At 66.2% G+C, this 26,774-nt stretch carries 26 protein-coding genes; 13 read left to right on the plus strand and 13 right to left on the minus strand.

Annotated elements, in window-relative coordinates:
- Positions 1-2 precede the first annotated feature (2 nt).
- From hydA to QM682_RS17155, 7 genes are all read left to right on the plus strand, one after another.
- Entirely contained in the window at positions 3-1,391 is a 1,389-nt protein-coding gene (hydA, locus tag QM682_RS17125; RefSeq protein ID WP_415131921.1) for a dihydropyrimidinase, read from the plus strand.
- Positions 1,392-1,601: 210 nt separating this feature from the next.
- Complete coding sequence (locus QM682_RS17130; RefSeq protein WP_415131923.1) at positions 1,602-2,141, plus strand: cupin domain-containing protein; 540 nt, start codon at positions 1,602-1,604, stop codon at positions 2,139-2,141.
- A gap of 120 nt (positions 2,142-2,261) precedes the next feature.
- Positions 2,262-3,077: a transporter substrate-binding domain-containing protein gene (locus tag QM682_RS17135; protein ID WP_415131925.1), complete on the plus strand. Its 816-nt coding sequence runs from the start codon at positions 2,262-2,264 to the stop codon at positions 3,075-3,077.
- Positions 3,078-3,093: 16 nt separating this feature from the next.
- Positions 3,094-3,819, plus strand: a complete 726-nt coding sequence (locus QM682_RS17140; protein ID WP_415131927.1) for an amino acid ABC transporter permease — start codon at positions 3,094-3,096, stop codon at positions 3,817-3,819.
- A 3-nt stretch (positions 3,820-3,822) separates the two neighbouring features.
- Positions 3,823-4,545, plus strand: coding sequence for an amino acid ABC transporter ATP-binding protein (locus tag QM682_RS17145; protein WP_415131929.1), 723 nt, complete (start codon positions 3,823-3,825; stop codon positions 4,543-4,545).
- A 41-nt stretch (positions 4,546-4,586) separates the two neighbouring features.
- Positions 4,587-5,588 carry an arginase family protein gene (locus tag QM682_RS17150; protein ID WP_415131931.1) on the plus strand — a complete coding sequence of 334 codons (1,002 nt, stop codon included), beginning with the start codon at positions 4,587-4,589 and terminating at the stop codon, positions 5,586-5,588.
- Between the two features lie 8 nt (positions 5,589-5,596).
- Positions 5,597-8,047, plus strand: a complete 2,451-nt coding sequence (locus tag QM682_RS17155) for a GcvT family protein (protein WP_415131933.1) — start codon at positions 5,597-5,599, stop codon at positions 8,045-8,047.
- A gap of 91 nt (positions 8,048-8,138) precedes the next feature.
- Here the strand turns inward: QM682_RS17155 and QM682_RS17160 are convergent, their stop codons facing one another.
- The 13 genes from QM682_RS17160 to QM682_RS17220 all read right to left on the minus strand — a co-directional run bounded on the left by QM682_RS17160 (position 8,139) and on the right by QM682_RS17220 (position 20,172).
- On the minus strand, positions 8,139-8,927 hold the full coding sequence (locus QM682_RS17160) for a metallophosphoesterase family protein (protein WP_415131935.1): 789 nt from the start codon (positions 8,925-8,927) through the stop codon (positions 8,139-8,141).
- A complete protein-coding gene (locus QM682_RS17165) occupies positions 8,924-9,871 on the minus strand; it encodes a diacylglycerol/lipid kinase family protein (protein ID WP_415131937.1) in 948 nt (315 codons plus the stop codon). Before QM682_RS17165 ends, QM682_RS17160 begins: the two co-directional genes overlap by 4 nt.
- 713 nt (positions 9,872-10,584) lie before the next feature.
- Complete coding sequence (locus QM682_RS17170; protein WP_415131939.1) at positions 10,585-11,019, minus strand: PaaI family thioesterase; 435 nt, start codon at positions 11,017-11,019, stop codon at positions 10,585-10,587.
- Positions 11,020-11,029: 10 nt separating this feature from the next.
- The gene (gene accC, locus QM682_RS17175; protein WP_415131941.1) at positions 11,030-12,373 is read right to left on the minus strand and encodes an acetyl-CoA carboxylase biotin carboxylase subunit; all 1,344 of its coding nucleotides are present in this window, start codon (positions 12,371-12,373) and stop codon (positions 11,030-11,032) included.
- On the minus strand, positions 12,366-13,154 hold the full coding sequence (locus tag QM682_RS17180; protein ID WP_415131943.1) for a LamB/YcsF family protein: 789 nt from the start codon (positions 13,152-13,154) through the stop codon (positions 12,366-12,368). Before QM682_RS17180 ends, accC begins: the two co-directional genes overlap by 8 nt.
- Entirely contained in the window at positions 13,144-13,515 is a 372-nt protein-coding gene (locus QM682_RS17185) for a hypothetical protein (RefSeq protein ID WP_415131945.1), read from the minus strand. The genes QM682_RS17180 and QM682_RS17185 overlap by 11 nt, the downstream gene beginning before the upstream one ends.
- 23 nt (positions 13,516-13,538) lie before the next feature.
- The gene (locus QM682_RS17190; protein WP_415131947.1) at positions 13,539-14,537 is read right to left on the minus strand and encodes a biotin-dependent carboxyltransferase family protein; all 999 of its coding nucleotides are present in this window, start codon (positions 14,535-14,537) and stop codon (positions 13,539-13,541) included.
- On the minus strand, positions 14,531-15,202 hold the full coding sequence (locus QM682_RS17195; protein ID WP_415131949.1) for a 5-oxoprolinase subunit B family protein: 672 nt from the start codon (positions 15,200-15,202) through the stop codon (positions 14,531-14,533). The genes QM682_RS17190 and QM682_RS17195 overlap by 7 nt, the downstream gene beginning before the upstream one ends.
- Positions 15,189-15,626 (minus strand): acetyl-CoA carboxylase biotin carboxyl carrier protein, encoded by a 438-nt coding sequence (locus tag QM682_RS17200; protein ID WP_415131951.1) that lies wholly within the window; start codon positions 15,624-15,626, stop codon positions 15,189-15,191. Before QM682_RS17200 ends, QM682_RS17195 begins: the two co-directional genes overlap by 14 nt.
- 9 nt (positions 15,627-15,635) lie before the next feature.
- Positions 15,636-16,838: a pyridoxal phosphate-dependent aminotransferase gene (locus QM682_RS17205; protein WP_415131953.1), complete on the minus strand. Its 1,203-nt coding sequence runs from the start codon at positions 16,836-16,838 to the stop codon at positions 15,636-15,638.
- A 54-nt stretch (positions 16,839-16,892) separates the two neighbouring features.
- Positions 16,893-17,636, minus strand: coding sequence for an enoyl-CoA hydratase/isomerase family protein (locus tag QM682_RS17210; protein ID WP_415131955.1), 744 nt, complete (start codon positions 17,634-17,636; stop codon positions 16,893-16,895).
- Between the two features lie 26 nt (positions 17,637-17,662).
- Positions 17,663-19,045, minus strand: a complete 1,383-nt coding sequence (locus QM682_RS17215; RefSeq protein WP_415131957.1) for an NAD(P)/FAD-dependent oxidoreductase — start codon at positions 19,043-19,045, stop codon at positions 17,663-17,665.
- The gene (locus QM682_RS17220) at positions 19,045-20,172 is read right to left on the minus strand and encodes a hypothetical protein (RefSeq protein ID WP_415131959.1); all 1,128 of its coding nucleotides are present in this window, start codon (positions 20,170-20,172) and stop codon (positions 19,045-19,047) included. Before QM682_RS17220 ends, QM682_RS17215 begins: the two co-directional genes overlap by 1 nt.
- 378 nt (positions 20,173-20,550) lie before the next feature.
- Between QM682_RS17220 and QM682_RS17225 the strand changes: the two genes are divergently transcribed.
- From QM682_RS17225 to QM682_RS17250, 6 genes are all read left to right on the plus strand, one after another.
- Positions 20,551-21,327: an ABC transporter ATP-binding protein gene (locus tag QM682_RS17225; protein WP_415131961.1), complete on the plus strand. Its 777-nt coding sequence runs from the start codon at positions 20,551-20,553 to the stop codon at positions 21,325-21,327.
- A 39-nt stretch (positions 21,328-21,366) separates the two neighbouring features.
- A complete protein-coding gene (locus QM682_RS17230) occupies positions 21,367-22,362 on the plus strand; it encodes an ABC transporter substrate-binding protein (protein WP_415131963.1) in 996 nt (331 codons plus the stop codon).
- A gap of 68 nt (positions 22,363-22,430) precedes the next feature.
- Positions 22,431-23,252, plus strand: a complete 822-nt coding sequence (locus tag QM682_RS17235; protein WP_415131965.1) for an ABC transporter permease — start codon at positions 22,431-22,433, stop codon at positions 23,250-23,252.
- Positions 23,253-23,331: 79 nt separating this feature from the next.
- Positions 23,332-24,120 (plus strand): IclR family transcriptional regulator, encoded by a 789-nt coding sequence (locus QM682_RS17240; protein WP_415131967.1) that lies wholly within the window; start codon positions 23,332-23,334, stop codon positions 24,118-24,120.
- A 68-nt stretch (positions 24,121-24,188) separates the two neighbouring features.
- Positions 24,189-25,814 (plus strand): class I adenylate-forming enzyme family protein, encoded by a 1,626-nt coding sequence (locus tag QM682_RS17245; RefSeq protein WP_415131969.1) that lies wholly within the window; start codon positions 24,189-24,191, stop codon positions 25,812-25,814.
- A gap of 11 nt (positions 25,815-25,825) precedes the next feature.
- A partial coding sequence (locus tag QM682_RS17250; protein ID WP_415131971.1) for a CaiB/BaiF CoA transferase family protein occupies positions 25,826-26,774 on the plus strand: 949 nt, incomplete at its 3' end.

Here is a 26,774-nt window from a genome sequence, read left to right on the forward strand (position 1 = left end):
TCATCGCCGGTGGCACCGTTGTCACTGCCGCCGACAGCTTCCGCGCCGACATCGGTATCCGCAATGGCCGCATCGCCCAGATCGGCGACGAACTGACCGGGGCAGAGCGGATCGACGCAACCGGGCTGCTGGTCTTGCCGGGCGGGATCGACGCGCATGTCCATCTCGATCAGCCGACATCGGACGGGACCGTCATGGCGGATGATTTCGCCAGTGGTACCCGCTCGGCCGCGGCGGGAGGCAACACCACGGTCCTGCCCTTCGCCTTGCAGATCAAGGGTCAGTCGCTGCGTGCCTGCGTCGAGGAATACCACCGGAAGGCGCAGGGCAAATGCCACACGGACGTTTCCTTCCACCTGATCGTCACCGATCCCACGCCGCAGGTTCTGGGCCAGGAACTGCCGGCTTTGGTGCGCGACGGCTATACCTCGTTCAAGGTCTTCATGACCTATGACGATCTGGTTCTGAACGATGCCGAACTTCTGGAGGTGTTCGAGGTCGCCCGCCGGGAGCGTGCCCTGGTCATGGTCCATGCGGAAGGCCATGACGCGATCCGGTACCTGACGCGGCGGCTCGAAGCCGAAGGCCGCACCGCGCCGTTCTATCACGGTCAGGCCCATGCGCAGATCGCCGAGCGCGAGGCCACGCATCGCGCCATCAGCCATGCCCAGTTGATCGACGTGCCGATCGTCATCGTCCATGTCTCGGGCCGTGAGCCGATGGAGCAGATCCAGTGGGCGCAGGCCCGCGGCCTGCGGGTCCATGCCGAGACCTGCCCGCAATACATCACCCTGACGGCGGACGACCTTCGCGGGCTGGACATGGATTTCGACGGCGCGAAATATGTCTGCTCGCCACCGCCGCGCGACGCCGACAGCCAGGCCGCGATCTGGCAGGGCCTGCGGGACGGAACCTTCGATATCTTCTCCTCGGACCATTGCCCCTTCCGTTTCGATGGCCCGGCCGATACCGGCAAGGACAATCCCCGCGCGCGCAGTTCGTTTCGGTGGGTGCCGAACGGCATTCCGGGGGTGGAGACGCGCCTGCCGATCCTGTTCTCGGAGGGTGTGAGCAAGGGGCGCATCAGCCTGCAACGCTTCGTCGCCCTGACATCGACGAATCCGGCGCGGCTGTATGGGCTTTACCCGCGCAAGGGCAGCATTGCTATCGGGGCCGATGCTGACCTCACGCTCTGGGACCCTCACCTGACTTGCAATATCCGGCAGGACAGGTTGAACCATGGCTGCGACTATACGCCCTACGAGGGGCTGGAGATCACCGGCTGGCCGGTGCGCACGATCCTTGGAGGGCGAACCGTCGCGCGCGATCAGGCCCCATGCGGCCCACCTGCCGGCACCTATCTGCCGCGCGCGACCAGCGAGGCATTCTGATCGGCATGGCACTTCCGGATCACTAACCCGTTCCGCGAGGGCTGACCTCGGTTCTGCCTCGATGAGAATGCTGCTTGCATCCCGTGCCAAGGCGGCCGATCTATCTTCGATATTTACGAACTATCGGAAGACCCGGCTCATATGGCGAGACGATCTGCAGACGGAACAGTGCCCCCCTCGGGCAAGGCCGGCGCCGGAAAGCGGGACTCATTGCGCTTTGGCGCAGTTTTGCGGGAACGTCGGCGGGCGCTGGACCTGACGCTGAACGAGGTTTCCACGAAGACCGGACTGGCCAAGGGCTATCTCAGCGATATCGAGCGCGACAAGACCTCGCCCTCGGTTGCTTCGCTCGTCAGCCTCTGCGATGCGCTGAATCTGCCGGTCGGCGATCTTTTCGCGCCGTCGCCGAATGTACTGGTGCGCGCGCAGGAGCGGCAGCCGATCAAGTTCGGTGGGACCGGCGTTTCCGATCATCTGCTGACGCCCAGCCAGGGGGTGCGGATGCAGGCGATCTGGTCGGAGATCGTGCCGGGCGGCACCGGTGGCGAGCAACTCTATTCGCTGCGTTCGGAGGAGGAACTGGTGCTGGTGATCAGCGGCGATCTCGCGCTGAATATCGAGGGTGAGGAGACGGTTCTCCATCAGGGCGATTCCCTGACCTTCGACCCGAGGCGTCCGCATTCGTTCCGCAACCCTTCCGCCGATACACCGGCCACCGCAGTCTTCATCATGACGCCGCCGCCGGCGTGATGGCGGATACCTCCCTGAAATACATTCATAACGAACAAAGTTCGTAAATAGCGAAATTTTCGTTGACTAAATCCGCGATCGGCCCCACGCTTCGAGAAAATCAGAACAGGGAGCCTTCACATGCCACGTCATTTCACGACCGGGTTGATCGCGCTGGCCGCCTTTGCCGCCGCCACGCCTCTCTCGGCCCAGACCGCACCGGATTTTGTCGCGGACGGGTTTTCGGTCTGCGTCGATCCGACCTTTCCGCCCATGGAATTCATGGCCAGTTCGGCCGACAAGGAACCCAGTGGCGTCGATATCGACGTGGCCCGGGCGCTGGGTGCGCTGTGGGGGACCGAGGTCAGCTTCGTCAGCATGGATTTCGCGGGGCTGCTGCCCAGTCTGGAGGCCGGGCGCTGCGATGCGGTGATCTCGGGCACCACTCTGCGCGAGGACCGGCTGAAGACCTTCAACGCCGTGCCCTATCTCGATACGTCCGCCGTGCTGATCGCCGCGAAAGGGGCCGAGCAGATCGGGGATATCGCCACGCTCGCCGGCAAGACCGTCGCCGTCCAGTCGGGCACCTCCTATCCGGGCCGGATGGAAGAACTGAACGCCCAACTGGAAGCCGCGGGCCATGAGCCGACCAAAATCCAGCAATACCCGAAGCAAAGCGATGCAATCCAGCAATTGCTGGTCGGGCGCGCGCAATATGTCGTGACGCAGGATACCGAGATCGCCTATCGCGAGCTTCAGGACCCGGGCAAGTTCGAGGTCGTCTTCATCATGCCGGCGGCGGATTTCGAGCCTTTCTCGGTCTATCTGCGCAAGGACGATGCCGAGACGACGAAGGTCGCCGAAGCGGTGAAGGCGCTGGTGGCGGATGGCACGCTGCTGGGCATCGTGGAGCAGTGGAACCTCTCGCCCGATCAGTTGAACGGCATCGGCGAATAGACCTGCCGGAACGGCCATGAGCTTCGACTTCTCGACATTTCAGGAGGCGCTGTTTTCGTGGCCCTTTCTGCGCGGCGCGCTGCTCACCCTCGGGCTGACGGTCGCCGCACATATGGCCGCGATCCTGATCGCGGTGCCGCTGGCGGTGGTGCTGAACGGCCCACCGTCAGTCTTGCGCAAGCTTATTACGGCCTATGTCGGCTTCTTCCGCGCGGTGCCGACGCTGTTGCAGCTTCTGTTCGTCTGGAACGCGTTGCCACAGATCTTCCCGATCTTCCGCGAGGAATGGTTCACGCCTTTCCTCGCGGCATGGATCGCGCTGTCGCTGAACGAATCCGCCTATCAGGTCGAGATCAACCGGGCGGCGCTGTCATCGGTCGATGGCGGGCAGATGGCCGCGGGTCAGGCCATCGGGCTGAAGAAGTCGCATATCTACCGCTACATCATGCTGCCGCAGGCCCTGCGGGTGGCGCTGCCGCCGACGATGAACGAGTTCATCACGCTGCTGAAGCTGACATCGCTGGCCTCGATCATCTCGCTGCAGGAACTGATGACCGTCACCCAGATCAACGTGGCGCGCACCTTCCAGTTTCTGGAATATTACGCTGTGGCGCTGACCTGGTATCTCGTCATGGTCTACAGCCTGATGGGCCTTCAGAAGCTGGTCGAACGCCGCTTTCGCTGGGCCAGCCGGACCGAGGCCGGCGCGCTGGCCGAAAGCCGCCGCAGGCGGGGGTGGTAGACCATGATCAGCCTGAGAAACGTCGACAAGAGCTATGGCAGCTTCCACGCGCTGAAGGATATCAGCCTCGATGTGGTGCAGGGTGAGAAACTGGTGATCTGCGGCCCTTCGGGTTCGGGAAAATCGACCCTGATCCGCTGCATCAACCATCTGGAGCCGCATGACGGCGGCGAGATCGTCCTCGACGGGCTGAGCGTCGGTGCGGGGCGCGACGTGCTGGCGGTGCGCCGCACCGCCGGGATGGTGTTCCAGAACTTCAACCTGTTCCCGCATCTTACGGTGATCGAGAACTGCACCCTTGCCCCCAGGCTGGCCTATGGCGTTCCCGACAGGGAGGCACGGAAAATGGCCGAGGAGTATCTGGCGCGTGTGCATATCCTCGACCAGGCGTGGAAATATCCGATCCAGCTTTCGGGCGGTCAGCAGCAGCGCGTGGCCATCGCCCGCGCGCTCTGCATGAAGCCCAAGGTGATGCTGTTCGACGAGCCGACCTCGGCGCTGGACCCGGAAATGGTGGGTGAGGTGCTCGACGTCATGGGCGAACTGGCAGCGGAGGGGATGACGATGATCTGCGTGACCCATGAGATGGCCTTTGCCCGACGGGTGGCCGACCGGGTGGTCTTCATGGATGCGGGCCGCATCGTCGAAGTCGCCCCGCCCGACCAGTTCTTTGCCGCGCCGCGATCCGAGCGTGCGCGCGCCTTTCTGTCCCAGATCTCGCACTGACCGGCGGACCTGTCCCGCATCGACTGTCCAAGGAGGAGAACATGGCTGATTTCGACATCGCACAGGCAAAGAAAGAGGTCGGCCGCTGGTATTGGCACGGCATCCCGACCTTCTTCCGCTGCGACTGGAACGAGGACCCGGCGGCTGCGGACATCGCGCTGATCGGCGTGCCGCACAGTTCCGGCAACGGCTCGACCGAGCGTGACCAGCATCTGGGGCCGCGCGCGGTCAGGAACATCTCGGCGCTCTATCGGCGCAGTCACGGGCGTTTCGGGATCACGCCCTGGGATCTGGTGCGGATCAACGACGCGGGCGACACGCCGCTGCCGGAGGCGATGAACAACGATGTCTCGGTCCGGCATATCGAGGCCTATGCCGCACAGTTCCAGAAGGCGGGCACACGGATCGTGGCCATGGGCGGCGATCACGCGATCACCGGCCCTCTGGTCAAGGCCTGCGCCGGGGCGCATTCCGCCCTGACTGGCGGGCAGAAGGTGGCACTGGTGCATTTCGACAGCCACACCGACACGCTGATGCATCTGCCGCACTGGCTGGGCAACAAACGCTCGGCGGCGCATTGGGGCGCCTACCTGGTGCAGGAGGGGCATGTCGACGCGGCACGGTCCACGCAGGTCGGCATCCGTCCCAATGTCGGCACCGCAGGCTCGCTGAACACCTCGGACGAGTTGGGCTATCGCATCGTCGGCATGGATGAGGTCGAGGAGATCGGTTGGAAAGGCGTGGTCGATATCCTGCGCGCGCGGATCGGGGATGCCCCGGTCTATATCACCTTCGACCTCGACAGCCTCGATCCCTGCGACGCGCCGGGCGCCTCGAACCTTGAGCCGGGCTATCCCGGTATCCGCATCGGCGAGGCGGTCCGGATGCTTCAGGGCCTGCGCGGGCTGAACGTGGTTGGTGGTGACGTGGTCTGCCTGATCCCGACCAAGGACAACCCGAACAGGATCACCGCGCAAAATGCTATGGTCGTCATGTTCGAGATCCTCTCGCTCATGGCCGATTATATCCACACCAACCGCTGAGTGTTGTCATGAATATCCCCTCTCAGGCCGAAGTCGTCATCATCGGCGGCGGTGTCGCCGGTTGCTCGATCGCCTATCACCTGACGAAACTGGGTATCACCGATGTCGTGCTGCTGGAGCGCAAACAACTGACCTGCGGCACCACCTGGCATGCCGCCGGGCTGGTAACGCAGTTGCGCGCCACGCAGCGGATGACCGAACTGGCGCAATATACCGGCGAGCTGTTCGGGCGGCTGGAGGCCGAGACCGGGCAGGCCACCGGGTTCAAGCGCAACGGCTCGCTGCGGCTGGCCAAGACCCCGGCGCGCTACGAGGAACTGGCGCGCGGCGCCTCGATGGGGCGCAATTTCGGCTTGCCGGTGGAGGCACTGACGCCCGAGGGGGTAAAGGAACGATGGAACCTGATCTCGACCGAGGGGCTGGTCGGCGGCTTCTGGTTCCCTGATGACGGTCAGGTGAATCCCGCCGACGTGACGATGGCCTATGCCAAGGGCGCCAGAATGGGCGGCGCGAAGGTGCTGGAAGGCGTGACCGTCACGAAGATCCTGACCGGGAACGGCCGCGCGACCGGGGTGATGACCGATCACGGCGCGATCGCGGCGCGGAAGGTGGTGATCTGCGGCGGCATGTGGTCGCGCGACCTTGCTGCCGATATCGGCGTCACCCTGCCGCTTCACGCTGCCGAGCATTTCTATGTCGTGACCGGGGCGATCCCGGACCTGCCGCGCGACCTGCCGGTCATGTTCATGGCCGATGAATGGAGTTATTACAAGGAAGACGCGGGCAAGCTGCTGGTCGGTTTCTTCGAGCCGGGCGCCAAGCCTTGGGGGCAGAAGGGCATCGCGGAAAGCTTCTGTTTCGATGCGATCCCCGAGGATATCGACCACATCAGCCCCTATCTCGGAATGGCGATGAAACGGGTGCCGGTGCTGGAACGCACCGGAATCCAGCTTTTCTTCAACGGGCCGGAAAGCTTTACCCCCGACAACCGCTATCACCTCGGCGAAACGCCCGAAATCAGGGGGCTTTTCTCCGCCACCGGGTTCAATTCCATCGGGATTCTTTCCTCCGGCGGCGTGGGCAAAGCGATGGCCTCGTGGATCGCCGAGGGCCATCCTCCGGTCGAACTGATCGACGTCGATATCCGCCGCACCCAGTCATTCCAGCGCAACCGGAAGTATCTGGAGGATCGTGCGGTCGAGACCATCGGCGCGCTTTTCGACATGCACTGGCCGGGCAAGCAGTTCGAGACCGCGCGCGGCGTGCGCCGCTCGCCCTTCCACGACCGGATGCTGGAGGCGGGCGCCTTCATGACCGAACTGGCCGGGTGGGAGCGCCCGGGTTTCTTCGGCACGCCCGAGGAGATCGCCGGGATCGAATATTCCTATCACCGCCCGAGCTGGTTTGCGAATGTCGCCGCTGAGTGCCGCAACACCGCCGAAAACGTCTCGGTCTTCGACTATAGCTGCTTTGCGAAATACCGGATCGAGGGACCGGATGCACTTGCCGCGCTGAACCGGATCTGCGCGGGCGACTGCGACGTGGCGCCGGGGAAGATCGTCTATACGCAATGGCTGAACCCGCGCGGCGGGATCGAGGCCGACGTGACGGTGATCCGTATTTCTGAAACCGAGTTTCTGGTGGTGACGGTCGCCCTCTCGCAGCGCCGCGACCTTGCCTGGTTCAAACGCAATATCCTCGAAGATGCGCGGGTCCATGTCAGCGACATCACCTCGGCCCTGCCGATGCTGGCCGTGATGGGGCCGAAGGCGCGCGATCTGCTGCGCCGCGTCTCGCCGGACGATTTCTCCAACGAGGGCTTTCCCTTCGGCACCTCGCGCGAGATCGACCTCGGCTATGCGAGGGTGCGCGCCAGCCGCCTGACCTTCGTCGGCGAGCTGGGCTTCGAACTGTTGATCGAGGCCGAATATGCCGCCCATGTCTGGGAGGTTCTGGCGCGGGCCGGCGAGGATTTCGGCCTGAAGCCAGCAGGCTACTTCGCGCTGAACTCGCTTCGGATGGAGAAGGGCTATCGCCACTGGGGCCATGATATCGGCGAAGAGGACACCCCGTTCAATGCGGGCCTCGGCTTCGCCGTGGCGATGGACAAGCCCGGCGGCTTTGTCGGCCGTGATGCGCTGCTGGCGCAAAAGGCCGAAGGCCCGATCCGGCGCCGACTGGTGCAGGTGCGGCTGCGGGGCGGCGAGGATGCACCGATGCTTTACCATCATGAGCCAATCCTGCGCGATGGCGAACTGGTGGGCTCGGTCATGTCCGGGGCCTATGGTCACCGCGTCGAGGCCTCGCTGGGGCTGGCCTATGTCACCTGTCCCGACGGGGTAACGCAGGGCTGGCTCGACGGCGGCACATGGGAGGTCGAGGTGGCGCTGAAACGTTATCCCATCCAGCTTCGCCTTGGGCCCTGGTATGACCCCAAGGGCGAGAGGATCCGCGCCTGACCAACGCGGCGATCCAGCCTGGCGCAGGACCGGGAACGACGACTGTCGCAGGTTCTCACATGAAGAAAGAAGCCGGCCGTCGAATATAGGTTCAGGCAGGGTGCCAGCGACTGTCGCGGCGGGTGAAGCGGATTTCTTCGGGTGGGCGGAAACCCGGCTCGCCCATTGGCGCAATATGGCGCTCGATCCGCAGGTCCGGGCCGTCGAAGTCCAGCACGGCGAATTCGTTGAGCCGGTCGCCCTCGCGCGCGCAAAGCGCCGTGCCCGCCTGAATCTGCAGGATGCTGCGCCCCTCGCGACCGAGGAACCGCCCCGCCGACCAGACATGCAGATGTCCGGTCAGCACGACCTGGATGCCTTCCCGCTCGAACAGGTCCAGCGCCTCGGGGCCGCCGCGCATCAACTCCTTGTCCACCTCGGGTGCCTGTTGCAGCGGGTGGTGCAGTGCGGCGATGTTGACGCAGTCGCGCTCGATGCCCAGCACCACGCGGTGCATCTGGGCCACGGTGATCACGCCGCGCTGCCAGGCCATCGGATCGACGCTGTTGATGCCCTGGACACGCAGCTCGCCCACATGTCCCACGGGTTCCAGATTGCTGGCGATCGCGCGGCGATAGCGGTGATAGGGCTTCATCATCCGGTCAGTCAGCTTGTAGAACGGGATGTCGTGATTGCCCGGCACCGCGATCAACGGTGCCTCGATCCGGTACAGGAAGGCCGCCGCCTGCTCGAATTGTGCCGAGCGGCCGCGATGGGTCAGGTCGCCCGTGACCACGACCAGATCGGGCCGGGCGGCATTCACCCGCTCCAGCAACGGCTCGATCAGCGCCGTGCGCTCATAGCCGAAATGCAGGTCGGACAGATGCAGAAGCCGGGTCATTCCGCATCCTGCCCGCTGTTATCCGCCGGCACCAGAACCGCCAGGGCGCCATGCCGGACGCGAGCATGGAAGGGTGAATCCATCCAGTCCTTTTCCCCGTCATGGGCGACGTATTCATGCCTGGGCAGGGTTTCCAGTTCCATCTCTTCGGCGCTGATCAGGTCGAAATCGTGATAGCGCGCCGATTTCCCCAAGGCCAGCCGCAGTGCCGCGCGCACCAGCGGTCCCGGCTGGCGGGCGCGGGCGACCAGAAGCGCCAGCCTGCCCTCGCGGATGCAGTCGGCGCCTTCCAGCCCGAAGCTGTCGAGCTGATAGGCGCTCTTCGCGACGAAGGCCAGGGCGGTGGTGAAGCGGCGCTCGGTGCCGTTGGCGCGCACCGTCAGCCGCAGCGGGTGGCGCAGGTTCCACAGCGCGGCAAGCGCCGACCAATAGGCGGCGATGCGCGAACGCCCCCAGCGCCGATAGATGTTCTCGCGCCGCTTCAGGATCTCGGGATAGGCGCCGAAGCTGAAATTGTTCAGGAAGATCATGCCGTTCACCTCGCCGACATCGATGCGGCGCAGGGTGGGCGCATCGAAAATCTGCAATGCCGCCTCGACCGTTTCGCCCGATCCCAGATCGCGGGCGAAATAGTTGAAGGTGCCGCCGGGAATGACGGCCATGGCCGCATCGCTGCCGGTCACCGCGCCTGCCACCGCCGCCTGCGTGCCGTCGCCGCCGGCGGCGACGATCAGGTCGAAACCCTGCCGGATCGCCTCGCGCGCCTCGCCCGCCAGGTCCGTCCCCTCGTCCACTTGCCGGATCGCCAGTTGCGCCACCCTGCCGTGCAGGCGGGCTTGAAGGATATCGGCGATGCCGGCGCCCACCTTGCGACCAGAGCCGGTATTGACGATGACGCAGCAGCGCGCCTTCGCAAGCGCGTATGGGGTGGCGGTCTGGTCCATGAATCCTCTGGGGTTTCCCACGATACCCCAGCCAACACCGCGCCCCGGCGGCGGTTCCGCGCCGCGGCATCACATCGCGCGGAACGGTGCGCATTCGGCGGGTTCCAGTCCTGATGATTTCACCGGTCTTACCCACGCGGTCTCCGGCAGCCTGTCCCAGCCGGCCGGGCGGTCTGGTCACCGCGCTTTCGGCACCCGCCGGTCCGACAGGTAGATACCGAAAAGATAGGTCTTGAGCTTGGCGAATACCATTCCGATGGGAATCAGGTTTGGCGAATATGGCGGCAGATACCCTCCCCCCTTGATTGCCGATGAGGGCGGGTGGGCGCTGCGATGCCTCTGAGTGATTGGGCTCTGAGTGATTGAGTAAGCAGGCCGGTCGGGAGAATCTGAACGCTGTCAGCCGGCATCGCTCTCGATATCGGCATGATCTGCCGGCCAGCAACCGAGGGTAGAGGTTTTCGGTGAACAAACAGAATGGTGAGTTGTTCGACAGGCTGTCGTCGCAAGTACTGTGATCGGGATCGGGCATGCCTTCGTTCGCTGATCCCGGGGCTGGGGGAGCAAGCTGGTCAGTTCAGAGCTAACCGTCAATGGCTCCCTATCTGGCGCAAAGCGGCTTTTCCATTTTGGACTGCGGCGGCCGACAGCTTGTGGTCGAAGGTGGCAAGCTGGCCACCATGCGTCGCGGCAACCGTGAGCAGCACAGATATTTAACCCTCCTGCGCCTCCGGCATCTTCCATGTGGAGCTTGCCACCGCTGCCAGCCGGTCCTGATCGTCGTAAAGCCGCGATTCCACGAAGGCCAGACCACGTCCCTTGCGCAGGAACTGCGCCTCGGCGCGCACGGTGCCTTCTGTCAGGGCGCGCAGATATTGCACCTTCATCTCCAGCGTCGCGCCGCCGGCACCATAGCTGTGGCGCAGCAGATGGCCCATGGAGATGTCCATGACCGTGGCGATCATGCCGCCATGCAGACTGCCCACGGGGTTGAACTGGAAATCCCGTACCGGCATGCGGACGACACATTTTCCCTCCGGGTAGGTGATGTCCAGATCCAGCAGGCGGGCGAGGAAGAAGGTTCCAAAGCCAGGGGCATGGGTCTGCAAGGCGCGCTCGAAGGCGTCTCTGGCGGCGGTTTCGTCCATGTCGCGTCCTTTATTCGTTGGCCAGAAAGGCTTCCAGATGGTGGATGGTCGGCCCACCTTCGCGAACTTTCGGGTCCTGCAAAAGGCGGCGGTGGAAGAGGATGTTGGTGCGGATGCCCTCGATCACGGTCTCGGCCAGCGCCCCCTCCATCCGGCGCAGCGCGTCGGTGCGGTCGATGCCATGGGCGATCAGCTTGCCGATCATCGCGTCATAGCTCGGCGGCACCACGTCGCCCTGCACCATATGCGTGTCGATCCGCACCCCCGGCCCGCCGGGCAGGTCGAGGCGCGTGACCCGGCCGGGCGAGGGCAGGAAGGTTTCGGGATGTTCGGCATTGATCCGGCATTCCAGCGCATGGCCCCGGATGCGGATGTCCTGCTGCCGCCAGGGCAACGGCTGACCCTGCGCCACCATGATCTGCGCGCGCAGAAGGTCGATGCCGGTCACCATTTCGGTCACCGGGTGTTCGACCTGCACGCGCGTGTTCATCTCGATGAAGGCGAAGATGCCGTCCTGATAGAGGAACTCGAAGGTGCCGAGGCCGCGATAGCCGATCTGCCGGCAGGCGCGGGTGCAGAGCGCGCCGAGATCCTCGATGGCTTCGCGCGCAATGCCGGGGGCGGGGGCCTCTTCGATCACCTTCTGGTGGCGGCGTTGCAGCGAACAGTCGCGCTCGCCCAGATGGATGGCGTTGCCATGGCTGTCGCACAGCACCTGAATTTCTATGTGGCGCGGGCGGTCGAGGTATTTTTCTAGGTAAAGCATGGGGTTGCCGAAAGCCTTGCGGGCCTCTTCGCGGGTCAGGGGGACGGCCTGGTCCAACTCCTGCGCCGTGTGGACGACGCGCATGCCCCGCCCGCCGCCGCCGCCCGCCGCCTTGACGATGACCGGAAAGCCAAGCGCCCCGGCCAGCGCGCGGACCTTGGCGGGGTCGTCGGGCAAGGGGGTCGAGGGGCCGGGGACGCAGGGCACGCCCGCCGCCTGCATCGCCTGCTTGGCGGCGATCTTGTCGCCCATCTGGCGGATCACCTGCGACGCGGGACCGATGAAGACCAGACCCTCGGCCTCGACCTTTTCCGCGAAACCGGCGTTCTCCGACAGGAAGCCATAGCCCGGATGGATGGCGCCCGCGCCGGTCTCGCGCGCGGCATACAGGATCGCCTCATGGTCCAGATAGCTTTGCCCGGCGGGGGTCGGGCCGATGCACAGGACCTGATCGGCCTTTTGCAGCCAGCGGCTGTCGCGGTCGGCCTGGGAACAGATCGCCACGGTGCGCAGGTCCAGCATCCGGCAGGCGCGCAGGATGCGCAGCGCGATCTCGCCGCGATTGGCGATGAGGACGGTGTCAAACATGGGGCGCCTCCGGGGCAAGGCGGTGCAGGGGGACCAGAAGCGCGCCCTCGGCCGCGACCGCGTGGCGGATGGCGCGGGCGATGCGGGGGGCGTCGGGCGTGTCGCCGTGGATCATCATCGTTTGCGCATCGACGGGCAGCAGGGTGCCCGTGACGGTTTCCACGACGCCCTCGCGGATGAAGCGGCGGATGCGGCGGGCCAGCGCCTCGGGGTCGGTCAGCAGCGCCTGCGGATGGCTGCGCGGCAGCAGTTTGCCATCTTCGGCAAAGCCCCGGTCGGCGGAAAAGATACCAAGGCTGCGCATCCCGTGCCGCCCCGCCGCCCGCATCAGCATCGTGCCGGGCGATGTCGAGACGACCAGTTCCGGCGCGACGCCGGCCACCGCGCCGATCAGGCACATGGCCAAGCCCTCATCCGCGCAGGCCATGTCGCCAAGCGCGCCGTGAAAGCTGATATGGGTGACCTTGGTTCCGGCGGCGCGGGCGATGCATTGCAGCGCGCCAAGCTGGTAAAGGACATGGGCGGCAAAGCCGGGGCCGTCGATCTGCATCCGGCGGCGGCCAAAGCCGATCAGGTCCGGCAGGCCGATATGCGCGCCGATGGCCACGCCCAGTTCCGCCGCGCGGGCGCAGGTCGCGGCCATGATCCCGGCATCGCCCGCGTGATAGCCGCAGGCGATATTGGCCGAGGTCAGTTCCGCCAGCAGCGCATGGTCGTCGCCCAGTCGCCAGGCGCCATAGCCCTCGCCCATATCGGCGTTGAGGTCGAATTCATGCGGCATGCTGGCCCCCGTCGGGCTGGATCGCGGCGATCTCTTGCGCATAGCCGATCAGGTCACCGGGCCCGGCCAGCAGGGCGGACAACGTGCCCGAGGCGGACGCGCGCAGCGGGCGCAGCAGCGCGCCGGTGCGCAGGAAGCCGATGACCTGGCCCCGAGCGACCACTTCGCCCCGCCTCGCCGCAGGGTGGAAGCGGCCCATGCCGGGGGCTTTCACCATCGTTGGCGGCGGGGCGGGGGGCGGGGCGACGGCCAGTCCCGGTTCCAGCCGCAGCGACCAGCTTTCGGTGGCGATCTCCACCGCCGCGACCCCGCAGGCGCGGGCGTGGGTGGTCAATTCGTCGATCTGGGTTTCGGTCAGCATCTTCCCCTCACGCCATCTTCCTCTCACTCCGTGAAACCGGGCAGTTCGGCATAGCGCGCCACGTCGCGGCGCAACTCATCGATCAGGCGCTGTTTCCGGTGCGCGGCTTCGATCGCCTCTTCGGGCGTCACGCGGTGAAAGCGCAGGCGGGTGCCGGGGCGGGCCTGTCCCGCGCGCCACATATCGGCGCGGATCACCACGCCGATGCGGGGATAGCCGCCCGCGCCATTGGCGTCGCGCAACTGGATCAGCGGCTCGCCCGAGGGCGGCACCTGCACCACGCCGGGCAGGATCCCTCCCGAGCGCAACTCCTTCGGCCGCTCCATCATCAGCCTGCCTCCCTCCTGCCTGGCGCCCGAAAGCCGGATGCCCATGCGGTCGGTCATGGTCGAGACCGCCCATTCTTCCTGCCAGAAAGCATCGCGGGACGTGGCGTCGAAACCGTCATGCTCTGGCCCCGCCACCACGCGGATATGCAGCACATCGGGGTCGGGCGCGTCGGTAAAGGCCAGCGCCTGCCACGGGGGCAGGGTGCCGAAATCCTGCGCGCGGGGGGCGTTCGCCGAAGGCCCGACGGGCAGCGGATCGCCCGCCCGCAGATCCCGCCCCTCATGCCCGCCGAAGCCGTTGCGCAGGTCGGTCGCGCGCGAGCCCAGCACCAGAGGCACGTCGATTCCGCCCGCCACGGTGACATAGCCGCGCGCGCCGCTTCCCCGCTTCAGCAGCAGTTCCTGCCCCGGCCGCACCCGCACCGCCCAGCAGGGGGGCAGGGCCGCACCGTCCAGGAAGGCCGCCGCCGCGCCGGTCACGGCGACCGGATGCGGCTCGGTCACGGTCAGGCGCAGGGGAAAGGTCTGCACCTCGATCCCCGCCGCGTCGTCGGGATTACCCAGCAGCGCATTGCCCAGCGACAGCGCCAGATCGTCCATCGCCCCGCCCTGGACCAGGCCGATATCGCGATAACCGGGCCTTGCATGGTCCTGGACCGAGTTCAGCGGCGGCGTGCCAATGATCTTCAGCATGGCAGCACGTCCCGGATGGTGAAGCGGATGCGGTCGCCGACCGCGACGCGAAGCGGCGGGTCGCGATGCGGGTCGAAAGGGTGGTCGAAGGGCGGGGTATGGCCAAGCGCATGCCAGCCGCTGGGGCCGGGGGTCATGCCGATGGTGGCCTGCACCCCGGCGATGCTGATCGTTCCCGGCTCGCGCAGCAGGATCGGCACCTGCTTGCGCGGCAGCACCAGCGCCGGATCGACACCATACAGATAGCCGAAGCCCGGCGTGACCGAGGGCGCGAAGATGATGTAATCCCGCGCCGCGTGCATCCGCGCGGCCTCATCCGGCGTCACACCGGCATGGGCGGCGACCGTGGCCAGGTCCGGCCCGCGCGCGCCGCCATAGATCACCGGGAATTCCCAGACCCGGCCCTTGATCTCCAGCGGCTCCAGCCGCGCCCAGGCGTCCCGCAGCCAATCGGCCAGTGCCTCGGCCCGCCAGCGGTCGGGATCGAAGGACACCAGCAGGTTGCCCATGCCCATGCCCGTTTCCACGATCCCGGCCTGTTCCTTCAGCGCCGCATCCAGCGCCCAGACGCGTTGCTGGGCGTGCAGGTCCATCTTGCCCGGCGCGTCCAGCACCAGCGCCGCCTCGCCGAAGCGGACGATATGCGGGCGGTCATTCGAGCTCAAGAAGCACCTCGTCGAATTCGACCTGTTTGCCGTCCTGCGCGAGGATGCGGCGCACCCGGCCGGCCTGCGGCGCGGTGACGGGATAAAGCATCTTCATCACCTCGATCAGGCACAGGGTCTGGCCGGCCTCGATCTGCGCGCCCTCGGTGGTGAAGGGATCCGCATCGGGCGAGGGACGGTAATAGATCACCCCGTCCGTTGGCGCGCGCACTGCCGTGGCGCCGTCGGTGGGGGCGGAAGCCGGAGCGACCCTTGGCAGCGGGGCGGCATGTGCCGGGACCACGGGCGCCGGCATCGCGGGCGCGCGGCCGGGCGCGTTCTCGACCCGGACGCGCAGCCCCTCATGCGTCACCTCGACCGAGGCCACGCCGCTGCGCGCGGCCAGTTCGATCACGCGCTTGATCTCGTCCAGATTGATGGGCATGGCCGGGCCTCAGCACAGTTCGTGGCAGAATTCGGAGATGCGCCGACAGCCCTCGGTCAGTTGCGCCGGGCTGGCGGCGTAAGAGATGCGGAAATACCCCTCCATGCCGTAAGCCGCGCCATAGACCGTGGCGACATGCTTTTCGCGCAACAGCGCCAGCACGAAATCCTGTCCGTTTTCGATCGGTGTCCCGCCCTTGCTGCGCTTGCCCAGATGCGCCTGCATCGAGGGGAAGGCATAGAAGGCGCCCTCGGGGCGGTGGCAACGCAGGCCGGGCGTCTCGGCCAGCAGGCCCATGACCAGATCGCGCCGGGCGCGGTAGGAATCGCGCCGCAGGGCCAGATAGTCCTGCGGGCCGTCCAGTGCGGCGGCGGCGGCGGCCTGCGCGACGGAACAGATGCCGCTGGTCGTCTGGCCCTGCACGTTCAGCATGGCGGCCAAGAGCGGCTTCGGCCCACCGCAGAAGCCCACGCGCCAGCCGGTCATGGCATAGGTCTTGGACACGCCGTTGACCGTCAGCACCCGGTCGCGCAGGGCGGGTTCCACCTGGGCGATGGTGCAGAATTCGGCGCCATCGTAAAGGATATGCTCATACATGTCGTCGGTCAGCACCATGATCCGCGGGTGTCGCAGCAGCAGGTCCGCGATCTCGCGCATCTCGGCGCGGGTGCAGGCGGCGCCGGTGGGGTTGTTGGGGAAGTTCAGCACCAGCCATTTCGTGCGCGGCGTGATCGCGGCCTCGATATCCGCGACGCGCAGCTTGAAGCGGTTCTCTTCATGGCAGGGGACGGCGACCGGCACGCCTGCGGCGAATTTCACCATATTGGCATAGCTGATCCAGTAGGGCGCGGGCACCAGCACCTCGTCGCCGGGGTTCACCGAGGCCATGAAGGCGTCGAAGATGATCTGCGTGCCGCCATTGGCGACCATGATCTCGTCCAGCGCATAGTCCAGATTGTTGTCGCGCAGGAACTTGGCGCGGATCGCCGATTTCAGCGCCGGGGTGCCGGGTTGGGGCGGATAGCGCGTCTCGCCGCGCAGGGCGGCGGCATGGGCGGCCTCGACCACATGCGCGGGCGTGTCGAAATCCGGCTCGCCCAGCGACAGCGGGATGACGTTGCCGCCTCCTTGGGTGATCTCGCGCGCCATCTGGGTCAGCGCGGCCGAGGCGGATACGGGGACGTTATCTAGTCTGCTTGCCTGCCTGAACATCGTGATTGCCTGCTGGAAAGGGGGGTGCCGGCCAGGGGGCGGCCGGCGGGGATTTCAGCCCTTGTTGAAACCGGCCACGCCGGTCTGGATCGAGGAGGCCACGTCCTTGCGCTGCCGGATCTCGAAGGCGCGCTCGAAGGCGGCGGCAAGTTCGGGCAGGCGCAGGTCGCGCAGCCACGCCTTGGTTTCCGCATAGGCATGGGGCTTTTTCGAGGCCAGTTGCCGAGCGACCTCGAAGGCGCGTTCCAGCACATCCCCAGGCGCGGCCAGCTCCTCGATCAGGCCCAGCTCATGCGCCTCGTCACCGTGGATCATGCGGCCCGAGACCGAGATTTCGCGGGTGCGGTTCAGCCCCACGGCCCAGTTGAGGATGGTCGAGCCAGAGACGGTGGGGATGCCGGAATTGATCTCGGGCAGGCCCATCTTCACCCCCGCATGGCCGACGCGGTAATCCATCAGCAGCACGACCTGAAAGGCCGAGCCGACCGCCAGCCCGTTCAGCGCCGCCACCAGCGGTTTGCGGAAGGACAGGACCGAGGTGTAGAGTTGCAGGAACAGGTCCATCCGCTTGCGCGCGTCCGAGGGCACGCCGATACCGGATTCCTTCAGGTCGGCCCCGGCGCAGAAGGCGCGCTCACCCGTGCCGGTCACGACCACGGCCTTCACTTCGTCGTCCTTGTCGGCCCTTTCCAGCGCGATGCGGAAGGCTTCGCGTGCCGGGGTGTCCCAGGCGTTCAGCTTTTCGGGGCGGTTGAGGCGGATCACCAGAATGTCGCCGTGGCGTTCCTGTTCGATCATGGTGCTGTCCTTTCTGTCGATGAATGTCAGGGCCGCCCGGTGAGCCACTTGGCGAAGCGGGCAAGGCGCGAGGTTTCGGGGCTTTGGCTGCGCTGTTCGGAACGGTCGGCGGCGCGGAACAGGTGATAGCTGACGCGCGCGCCCAGCCAGCGCAGCGGTTCCGGCTCCCAGTCGGGCGAGCGGCGGTTGGTCCAGGGCAGGCGGGTCCAGCGGGTTTCGCGCCCCGCGACCAGATCGGCCAGCGTGTGCCCGGCCAGATAGGCGCCCGCCACGCCCTGCCCGGCATAGCCGCCGGCGCCGCCGATGCCGGTGGCCGGGTCGAAGCGGACCGAGGGCGCCCAGTCGCGGGGCGTGCCGAAGACGCCGCACCAGGCATGGGCGATGCGCGGCCGGGCCAGGGGGAACAGCCGCGCCAGCCCCTGTTCCAGCGCGCGGATCACCGGCGGGTCGATACGCCCGTCCTGATCCACGGCGGAACCATAGCGATAGGGAAAGCCGCGCCCTGCGATCAGGATGCGGCCATCCTCGCTGCGGGTGGCGAAATAGGATGCGTGTTCGGCGCCGTAGAGCCCCTCGGCATTTTGCCAGCCGATGCTGTCCCATTCGGCGGCCGAAAGCGGTTCCGTCGCCAGGATCGAGGAGCGCATCGGGATGATCGCGCGGCGGGTGTCGGGCAGGGCGGGGCTGTAGGCTTCCGTCGCGCGCAGGATCACCTTGGCGCGGATGGTCCCAAGATCCGTCGCCACCCGGCCCGGCGCGATTTCCAGCGCGCGGGTCTGTTCATGGATGGTGACGCCCCGCGCCTCCAGCAGCCCGGCCAGCCCCACCGCCAGTTTCGCGGGCTGGATGCGGGTGCAATGCGGGCTGTAGAGGCCGCCGAGAGCACCGTCGATGCGGATATGCTGGCACAGTTCCTCGGGCGTCAGATAGCGCAGGTCGTTTTCGTCCATGCCCCAGCTTGCGCGGTCGGCGACGGTGGCGCGCACCCGCGCCAGCCCGGCGGGGTTGAGGGCATATTGCAAATAGCCGCCGTGGCGGGCGTCGATATTCACCCCGTGTTCGCGCATCAGGGCGGGGATTTCGGTCACGGCCTCGATGCAGGCGCGGCGCAGGTCCACGACGGCGGCATCGCCGCCCGGCCCCTGCGCCAGCCGTCCGCGATGGCCGATCGGCTTGCCCGAGACCCAGCCCATGTTGCGGCCCGAGGCGCCATAGCCCACGCGCTCGGCCTCGATGATGGTGATGGCGCGGTCGGGGCAGGTCTGGCGCAGCCACCATGCGGCCCAGAGGCCGGTGAAGCCGGCGCCCACGATGCAGATGTCGGCGCTTATATCCCCGGCCAGCGCCGGGCGGGACGCCGCGCGCGCGCCGATGTCGTAAAGATGGAACGATGCGGAACCGTTCAGCATCACGCCTCCGGTGTGCGGGCTGCGATCTCATCGAAGCGCGCCAGCAATTCGTGCCCGCGCGCCTCGGCCTCGGCCGGGTCCAGAATGGTCACGTCATAGCCCAGTTGCGCGCGCATCGCCTCGGCCTCCGCTGTCCCGAAGCGGATGCGGCCATCGGGCAGGATCGCGTCGATGCCCTCGGCCTGCATCGCGCGCGCCAGGATCGTGTCGCGCCGTTCGGCGGTGACGCCCTCGGGCAGGGTGATCGCTGGCCACCCGTCCATGAAAACCACCTCGGTCCCGCCGCCAAGGCCGGCAGGGGCCGAGCAATGCACCCGCCGCCCCGCATCGGCGCCCAGCAGCCGGCGGGTGTTCTTGGCGGTCGAGACGGCGGCGGGCACCGGGCTTTTATGCGGGCAGTTGCGGCGCATCACCGCCTGAAAGCCGCGCGCGCTCAGTTCCTCGGTCACGTCGCGGCCATTGTGGTGCAGGCGATACCAGAAGGCGCGGTCGGTCCAGGCGGTATCGTGGTCCAGATTGGCCAGATGGAAGTGATGGCCGATCAGTTCGGCATCGATTTCCGCCACCGGCACGCCCAGCATTTCGGCCGCCGAGATGCGCAGGACGGAATGCAGGATCTCGGAATTGCCGGCCCCCAGCGTCGGGGTCAGGCCCATGCCGTGCAGGATCGGGTTGATGCCGTCCGGGAAAGCCACGTTGATCGTGGCCGCATCAGGGCAGGCGGCGCGGGCGGCGCGCATGAAGCAGACCGCCGGGGCGAGGTTGATCGGCAGCCACGGTCCGAAGCGGCTGGCGGAATATAGCTTGCGCCATACCGGCTGCGGCAGGGCCGAGGCGATGGCGAACCACGACCGCATGGTGGCGGTATTGACCAGCACATCGGGGCGAATCGCCGCCAGCATGGTGGAGGTGCGGTCGTGGTCGAACAGGTCCAGCATCTCGGCGCGGATGGTGATTCGTTCGTTCCCGGCATTCTCGGCGGCGATGCGCAGGTCCATCGCCTCGGCCCGAAGTTTGGCGGCGTTCCCGGCGAAGACGCTGATTTCGCTGATTTCCGGTGCGGCAGCCAAGGCGCGGGCCACCAGGCTACCGACCCCGCCGATGCCGAAGATTGCGATCTTGCCCACCCTAATCCCCCGAACAAAATTCATATTGTGGCTTACACATCTCACAATGTGCTTCGCATTGTCCAGATGGCGTGAGTCTGTTTCGTCATTCTGTCTGGGCGGCCAAATCGCGGCGTCAGGCAGGCTTAAACGTAAGTCATATTGATCATATCTTACTGATATAAAATAATTTTCATATTTGTGACGCTGCGTGCCGGAAATCCGTTGACAGGCTGTCAGTATTTCGCAATATAAAATAGTTAAATCACATTGTGGATGATTCCAGTGTTCGGAAACATGCCGCGATGAGTTGCTTGCCGATGCGAAAGTGGTCGCCCTTGTCGACGGAGTGCAGGGCGGCGCGATGCGCGAAGAAGCCACGGGAAGGGATGACACGCGGTGCCAACTATTGAAATCGATGGGCTGACGGTGGCCTTCGGGTCGGGCAGCAAGGCCAAGCAGGCGATCGGGGGCTTCGACCTGGATATTGCCGATCGCGAATTTCTATGCCTGCTTGGTCCCAGCGGCTGCGGCAAGTCCACGGTGCTGAACGCGCTGGCCGGCTTCATCCAGCCGACCGAGGGGCATGTGCTGTTGGACGGCCATCCGGTCGATGCGCCCGGACCTGACCGTGGCGTGGTATTTCAGGATTCCAACGTCTTCCCCTGGATGACGGTCGAGGAGAACGTCCTGGCCGGTCCGCGCTTTCGTCATCAGCGCATCGACGACGCGTTGCGTCAGGATGTGGCCAACATCATCGGCCGCGTCGGATTGAAGGGCTATGAAAAGCACCTGCCCAAGGAACTGTCGGGCGGCATGCGCCAGCGCCTTGGCCTTGCCCGCACGCTCTTGAACAATCCCGGCACGCTGCTGATGGACGAACCCTTCGGCGCGCTGGACGCGCAGACCCGCATCATCATGCAGGAGCTGCTGCTGGAACTGTGGGAGCGCGACAAGAAGACCGTGCTGTTCATCACCCACGATCTGGACGAGGCGCTGCTGCTGGGCGACCGGATCGTGGTGATGACCGCCTCGCCCGGCAAGGTGAAATACGAGCATATCGTCACCTTCCCCCGGCCACGCACCTATGCCCTGACCAGCACGCCCGAGTTCCAGGAAGCCCGGCGGATGCTGTTCGATATCCTGCACGTCGAAGCCGAAAGAGCCGCCAGATAACCGGACGGCCAGAAAGATCACAACAGGGAAGACATGACCATGAAACATATGAAGGTATTCGCGCTTGGCGCGATCACTGCTCTTATGTCCTTCGGATCCGCGTGGGCCGAGGACAGCACCGTGCGCGTGGCGCAGGTTCCGGCGCTGACCTGGGCAGCCTGGATGGGGCTGCCGGAAAGCGTCACGACGGCAGAGGGCGACAAGGTTACGTTCGAGACGAGCGGCTTTCGCAGTTCGGGCGATGTGCTGCTGGCGGTGCAGACCGGCCAGATCGACATCGGCCCGACCGCGTTCAACGTGGTGGCCTCGGCCTATGCGACCACGAACAGCCTGCCCTTGCGGATGGTCGCGGGGCTGGGCGACGGCACGACGGCGGTGGTTCTGCGCAAGGGTTCGGAGGTCAAGACGCTTGAGGACATGCGGGACAAGCGCGTCGGCCTGGTGCGCGGCTCGAATGAATATTTCAAGTTCCAGATTGCCCTGGCCAGTGCCGGCCTGAATCTGCATCGCGACCTGGAACTGACGACGCTCAGTTCGCCCACCGACCAGATCCTTGCGCTGCAACGCGGCGACCTGGATGCGATCGTGACCTATGCGCCCTTCTCGACCATGGCGGTGAACGCCGGCGGGGTCCTGGCCGAGGATATCAACAAGGTGCTGGTGCGCGAGGCGGGCGTGCCGACGGTCATCATCGCCAATACCGAATTCCTGGAGCGCGACCCCAAGGGCGCGCAGGCCGCCATCGACGCCTATGTCGCCAACTGGCGCGCCTATGAGGCCGATAAGGATCTTTGGGTGGATACCTATCTCAAGACTGCCTCGGGTGACCGCGACCTGATGATCGAGGCGGTCAAGAACATGCCGATCCAGTGGGAGATGAAGGACAAGGCCATGATCCGCATCGCTCACAACCTGGCGGAGTTCAAGGTGATCCCGGCCGATACCGGCGCGGCGCTGACCCAGTTGATCGACTATGGCTTTCTTGAGAAGGCAACCGGCCTTGGTGCAGAGCAACTGGGCAAGGGCGTCGAGTAAGCGACCGTCATCACGACCGATCAGCGAGGGGGCGATCCCCCCTCGTTTCAATCCCGAAGGGACGCCTCATGCGCAAATCTCGCCGTAACAGCGTGCAGTTGAATGTCTTGCAGCAATATGCCGCCGCCTGGATCTTTCCGCTTTGCGTCGTTGCCGTCTGGCAATATGTGGGCGCGAACAGGATGCTGGCGGACGGGCTGTTTCCATCCTTCACGACCTCGATTGCCGCTTTCTGGGATTTCCTGACCGGCAGCATCGGCACCAGTCCCTATTCGGGCCAGTGGCTGAAGCATCTGGGGGCAAGCTTTCAGCGGATCATGATCGGCTATCTTATCGGCGCGGCCGTCGGCGTGGTGCTGGGGCTGATGGTCGGCTTCTACCCGCTGGTGCGCCATTCGCTGCACCCGACGATCAACGCCATCCGGCCTGTGTCGATCACGGCCTGGATCCCGCTGGCGCTGATCGTGCTGGGGATCGGTGACAAGCCTGCCTATTTCCTGACCGCGCTGGCCACCTTCTTTCCCGTCTATATCAACAGCATGATGGGCGCCTCTTATGCCGATGGCGGGCTGGTGCGCGCGGCCGAGATGCTGGGCGCCAGCCGAAAGCGCATCCTGTTTTCGGTCACGCTGCCCGCCGCGTTGCCCAGCATCGCCGCCGGGCTGCGCGTCGCGCTGGCGCTGGCCTGGACCACCGTGGTCGTGGCCGAGATGCTGGGCGCGCGTTCGGGGATCGGTTATGTGCTGATCGACTCCTACAGCCAGTTCCGGCTGGATTACGTCATCGCCTGTATGTTCACCCTTGGCATCCTGGGCACGGTCAGCGACCGCGTGCTGGGCTGGCTGCTGGGGCGGCGGCTGCGCTGGGTCGCGGTTGGGGCGAAAGCTTGAGTGCTTTCAGACCGATAATCTGCCATATCCTGTCCTGCCCCGTGCATCGCATGGGGCGGAACCAGGAAACGGAGGCTTCATGACGGACAAGACCAGCCGGGGCACCCAGGCCATCGACCGCGCTTTGGACATCCTCGAACTGATCGCCAGCAAGGGCGCGGTATCGCTGCCCGGCATCACCGAGGAAGGCGGCCTGACCGCCCCCACCGCCTATCGGCTGGTGAAGTCGCTGACCCGGCGCGGCTTCGTCTCATATAACGAGGCGACCAAGCTTTACAGCCTTGGGCCGGCGATCATGCGCATGGCCGCGGGGATGCTGCGCGGCAATACCTTTGTCGAGCTGGTGCGCCCGGCGATGGACCGGCTGGCGATGCTCAGCGGGGAAACCGTCAGCTTGTTCACGGTCGGCATGACCGAACTGATGTGCGTGGCGGGCGTGGAATCCATGCAGCGGCTGCATGTGAACAGCGGCATCGGCCGCGCCATTCAGATGGCGCAGGGTGCGCCGGGCCGCGCCGCCGCCGCCTGGCTGGATGCCGGTCGCAATGCGTTGTTCTATAAGCGCGCGGGGCTGACCAAGGCTGCCATTCGGGAGCTGGAAGAAGAGTTGGCTCGGGTCCGCGAACAGGGCTTTGCCCGCAGTTTCGGCGAGGTGGCGCCCGAAACATCGGCCGTGTCGGTGCCGGTTTTCGACGGCCCCGGTCAGGTGGTCGGGGTCATCAGCATCGCCGGCCCCGAGGGGCGGTGGACCTGTGATGAGATGGACCGGATCATCCCGGCCATGCTGAAAGAGGCCGAAGGCATTACCGCCCAGCTTGGCGGCCAGCCCAGACGGCCCACCCGAACGGTCAGGGCGGTCGAGGGCTGATGGCGCGCCTTTGACGGGTGTGCGGGGTGCCTCGGGCCGCTGGATTTGAAGAATCGAGAGGACGAATGATGTCGACGATTGCCCGGCAACTGGAACAGGCCGCCATCCGGCGGGCCGAGACCGAGGCCAAGACCCTGCCGCGCAACTTGCCGGCGTTGTGCGACGAGGCCGTCGCGCGCTTTGGCGAGCGGGTGTTCTGGCGCCCGGTCGATGGCGACGGGTCTGAACTGACCTATCGCGAATTCGGCGCGCTGGTGGACCGCTGCGCCGCCGCCCTGCATAACTTCGGCATCCGGGCCGGCGATCACGTCGCGCTGGCGCTGCCCAATGTCCCGGCCATCGCCGCCGCCTGGATCGCGCTGCACCGGCTGGGCGCGGTGGCGCTGGGGGTCAACGTCAACCTGGTCCCGCGGGAGGTCGCCTATACCCTGCGCAGCGCCGATGCCGATACGCTGATCCTGGACATCGCGCATATCGGGCTGCTGGACACGGCCGAGGGGCAGGGCCTGCCCGTCGCCCGCAACCGCATCATCGTCCATGGCGGGCAGGTGCCCGGACTGGCGCAATGGGACGAGGTAATGGCCGCCGTCATGGGCGATGCGCCGCGCGTGGATGGCGAGCCGGAGGCGCTGGCCAGCATCCTTTACACCTCCGGCTCGATGGGCCTGCCCAAGCCCGCGATGCTGCCACATAGCTGGCATACGGTTTCCGGCTGGGTGCGATCGCGCCAGGGGCCGGAGCCGCGCAATATCCTGATCGACTCGCCGATCTACTACATGGGCGGGCAGTGGCGGGTGGCGATGGCCATGTATATCGGCGCGACGCTCTGCGTCGCGCAAAAGCCGACGCTGAACCGCTATGTCCAGCGGCTGGTGGAGAACGACATCAACATGTGCGCGGTCTCCAGCCAGACCGCGAAGCTGCCCGAGCACCCGGATTACGCCAAGCTGAATCTGGCCTGGGTGACGGCCTCGGGCCTGCCGAAACAGATGCACGCCCCGCTTGAGGCACGCCTGCACGCCCCGGTGCGCGAGATCTATGGCATGACCGAGATCGGTTCTGCCATTGTCATGCCGGTGGGGGTGACGGGCATGGTCGGCTCGGGTTCCTGCGGGTTGCCGGACGCCTTCCGCGAATGCCGCATCGTGGATGCCGGGGGCAACGACGTGCGGCAGGGCGAGGTCGGCGAACTGCTGGTGCGCGGCCCCGGCATCGCGCTGGGTTATTGGGGCAATGAGGCGGCCACGGCCGAGACGCTGAAAAACGGCTGGTATCACACCGGCGACCTGTTTCGGCAGGACGAGAATGGCTTCTATTACTGGCAGAGCCGGATCAAGGACATCATCCGCCGCAGCAAGGAAAACATCTCGGCCATCGAGGTCGAGGCGGCGATCCGCTCTTTTCCGCAGGTGCTGGACGTGGCGGCCATCGCCGTGCCCGACGAATATCGCGACGAGGAGGTGAAGATCTATGTCCAGCTTGTGCCCGGCGCCGGCCGGGACGAGGTGACGCCGCAGCGCCTGCTGGACCATGCCGGCGGTTCCTTGGCGGCCTTCAAGCTGCCGCGCTACATCGAATATGTCGACCAGTTCGCGCGCACGGCCTCGAACAAGATCTCGAAACTGGCGCTGAAGAACGCGCGGCCCGATCTGCGGACGGGTAGTTTCGATGCCGTCGACGGCATCTGGCGCTGAGGGAGAAGGCCATGATCCAACCCCTTTCGGGCCTGAAGGTCCTTGATTTCTCGACCACGCTGCCCGGCCCTCTGGCCACGCTGATGCTGGCCGAGGCCGGCGCCACCGTCATCAAGGTCGAGCGCAGCGACGGTGGCGATCCGGGACGGTTCAACAAGCCGCAGATCGCGGACGAAAGCCTGCAATTCGCCATGCTGAACAAGGGCAAGCGCAGCCTTGCCGTGGATCTGAAGAGCCCCGCCGAGCGCGATGCGGTGCTGAAGCTGGCGGCTGGGGCCGATGTGCTGATCGACCAGTTCCGCCCCGGCGTGATGGAACGGCTGGGCCTAGGCTATGGCGCCGTCTCGGCGCTGAACCCGCGCATCGTCTATTGCGCGATCACCGGCTTTGGTCAGACCGGGCCGAACGCGCAGCGGGCGGGGCACGACCTGACCTATCTGGCGCGCAACGGCCTGCTGTCGCTGGGCGGCGCCGAAGGGGGGGCGCTGGCGCTGCCCCCGGCGCTGATCGCCGATCTCGGCGGCGGCACCTATCCGGCGGTCATCAACATCCTGCTGGCGCTGGCGCAGCGTCAGCGGACGGGGCAGGGCAGTTTCCTCGACATCGCCATGGCCGAGCAGGGCTTCCCTTGGATTTCCCGGCAGTTGGCGGTCCTGACCCATGATGGCGCGGCACCCCGGCCCGGCGAAAGCAGCCATACCGGCGGCACGCCGCGCTATGCCCTGCACCGCGCCTCGGACGGCAAATACATCGCCGTCGCCGCCATCGAGGCGAAGTTCTGGCGGAATTTCTGCGATACCATCGACCTGCCCGAGACGCTGCGCGACCCCGGCGCCGACAAGGCGCAGGTCCATGCCGCCATCGCGGAGCGTATCGGGGCGCACCCTTCGGACCACTGGGCGGAAGCCTTCGCGGGCGACGATTTCGCCGTCGAGGTGGTGCGCGATCTGGCCGAGGCCA

The sequence above is a fragment of the Paracoccus sp. (in: a-proteobacteria) genome (assembly GCF_047605025.1).
Taxonomy (GTDB): domain Bacteria; phylum Pseudomonadota; class Alphaproteobacteria; order Rhodobacterales; family Rhodobacteraceae; genus Paracoccus.

Excerpts from the sequence above, each read along its gene's own strand:
- QM682_RS17215 (WP_415131957.1), bottom strand. The coding sequence starts at position 19,045 with ATGCTGAACGGTTCCGCATCGTTCCATCTTTACGACATCGGCGCGCGC.
- QM682_RS17185 (WP_415131945.1), bottom strand. The coding sequence starts at position 13,515 with ATGCTGACCGAAACCCAGATCGACGAATTGACCACCCACGCCCGCGCC.
- QM682_RS17160 (WP_415131935.1), bottom strand. The coding sequence starts at position 8,927 with ATGACCCGGCTTCTGCATCTGTCCGACCTGCATTTCGGCTATGAGCGC.
- QM682_RS17210 (WP_415131955.1), bottom strand. The coding sequence starts at position 17,636 with ATGATCGAACAGGAACGCCACGGCGACATTCTGGTGATCCGCCTCAAC.
- QM682_RS17190 (WP_415131947.1), bottom strand. The coding sequence starts at position 14,537 with ATGCTGAAGATCATTGGCACGCCGCCGCTGAACTCGGTCCAGGACCAT.
- QM682_RS17135 (WP_415131925.1), top strand. The coding sequence starts at position 2,262 with ATGCCACGTCATTTCACGACCGGGTTGATCGCGCTGGCCGCCTTTGCC.
- QM682_RS17180 (WP_415131943.1), bottom strand. The coding sequence starts at position 13,154 with ATGCCGCATGAATTCGACCTCAACGCCGATATGGGCGAGGGCTATGGC.
- QM682_RS17165 (WP_415131937.1), bottom strand. The coding sequence starts at position 9,871 with ATGGACCAGACCGCCACCCCATACGCGCTTGCGAAGGCGCGCTGCTGC.
- QM682_RS17230 (WP_415131963.1), top strand. The coding sequence starts at position 21,367 with ATGAAACATATGAAGGTATTCGCGCTTGGCGCGATCACTGCTCTTATG.
- QM682_RS17145 (WP_415131929.1), top strand. The coding sequence starts at position 3,823 with ATGATCAGCCTGAGAAACGTCGACAAGAGCTATGGCAGCTTCCACGCG.
- QM682_RS17200 (WP_415131951.1), bottom strand. The coding sequence starts at position 15,626 with ATGCCCATCAATCTGGACGAGATCAAGCGCGTGATCGAACTGGCCGCG.
- QM682_RS17170 (WP_415131939.1), bottom strand. The coding sequence starts at position 11,019 with ATGGACGAAACCGCCGCCAGAGACGCCTTCGAGCGCGCCTTGCAGACC.
- accC (WP_415131941.1), bottom strand. The coding sequence starts at position 12,373 with ATGTTTGACACCGTCCTCATCGCCAATCGCGGCGAGATCGCGCTGCGC.
- QM682_RS17140 (WP_415131927.1), top strand. The coding sequence starts at position 3,094 with ATGAGCTTCGACTTCTCGACATTTCAGGAGGCGCTGTTTTCGTGGCCC.
- QM682_RS17155 (WP_415131933.1), top strand. The coding sequence starts at position 5,597 with ATGAATATCCCCTCTCAGGCCGAAGTCGTCATCATCGGCGGCGGTGTC.
- QM682_RS17205 (WP_415131953.1), bottom strand. The coding sequence starts at position 16,838 with ATGTTCAGGCAGGCAAGCAGACTAGATAACGTCCCCGTATCCGCCTCG.
- QM682_RS17240 (WP_415131967.1), top strand. The coding sequence starts at position 23,332 with ATGACGGACAAGACCAGCCGGGGCACCCAGGCCATCGACCGCGCTTTG.
- QM682_RS17235 (WP_415131965.1), top strand. The coding sequence starts at position 22,431 with ATGCGCAAATCTCGCCGTAACAGCGTGCAGTTGAATGTCTTGCAGCAA.
- QM682_RS17245 (WP_415131969.1), top strand. The coding sequence starts at position 24,189 with ATGTCGACGATTGCCCGGCAACTGGAACAGGCCGCCATCCGGCGGGCC.
- QM682_RS17150 (WP_415131931.1), top strand. The coding sequence starts at position 4,587 with ATGGCTGATTTCGACATCGCACAGGCAAAGAAAGAGGTCGGCCGCTGG.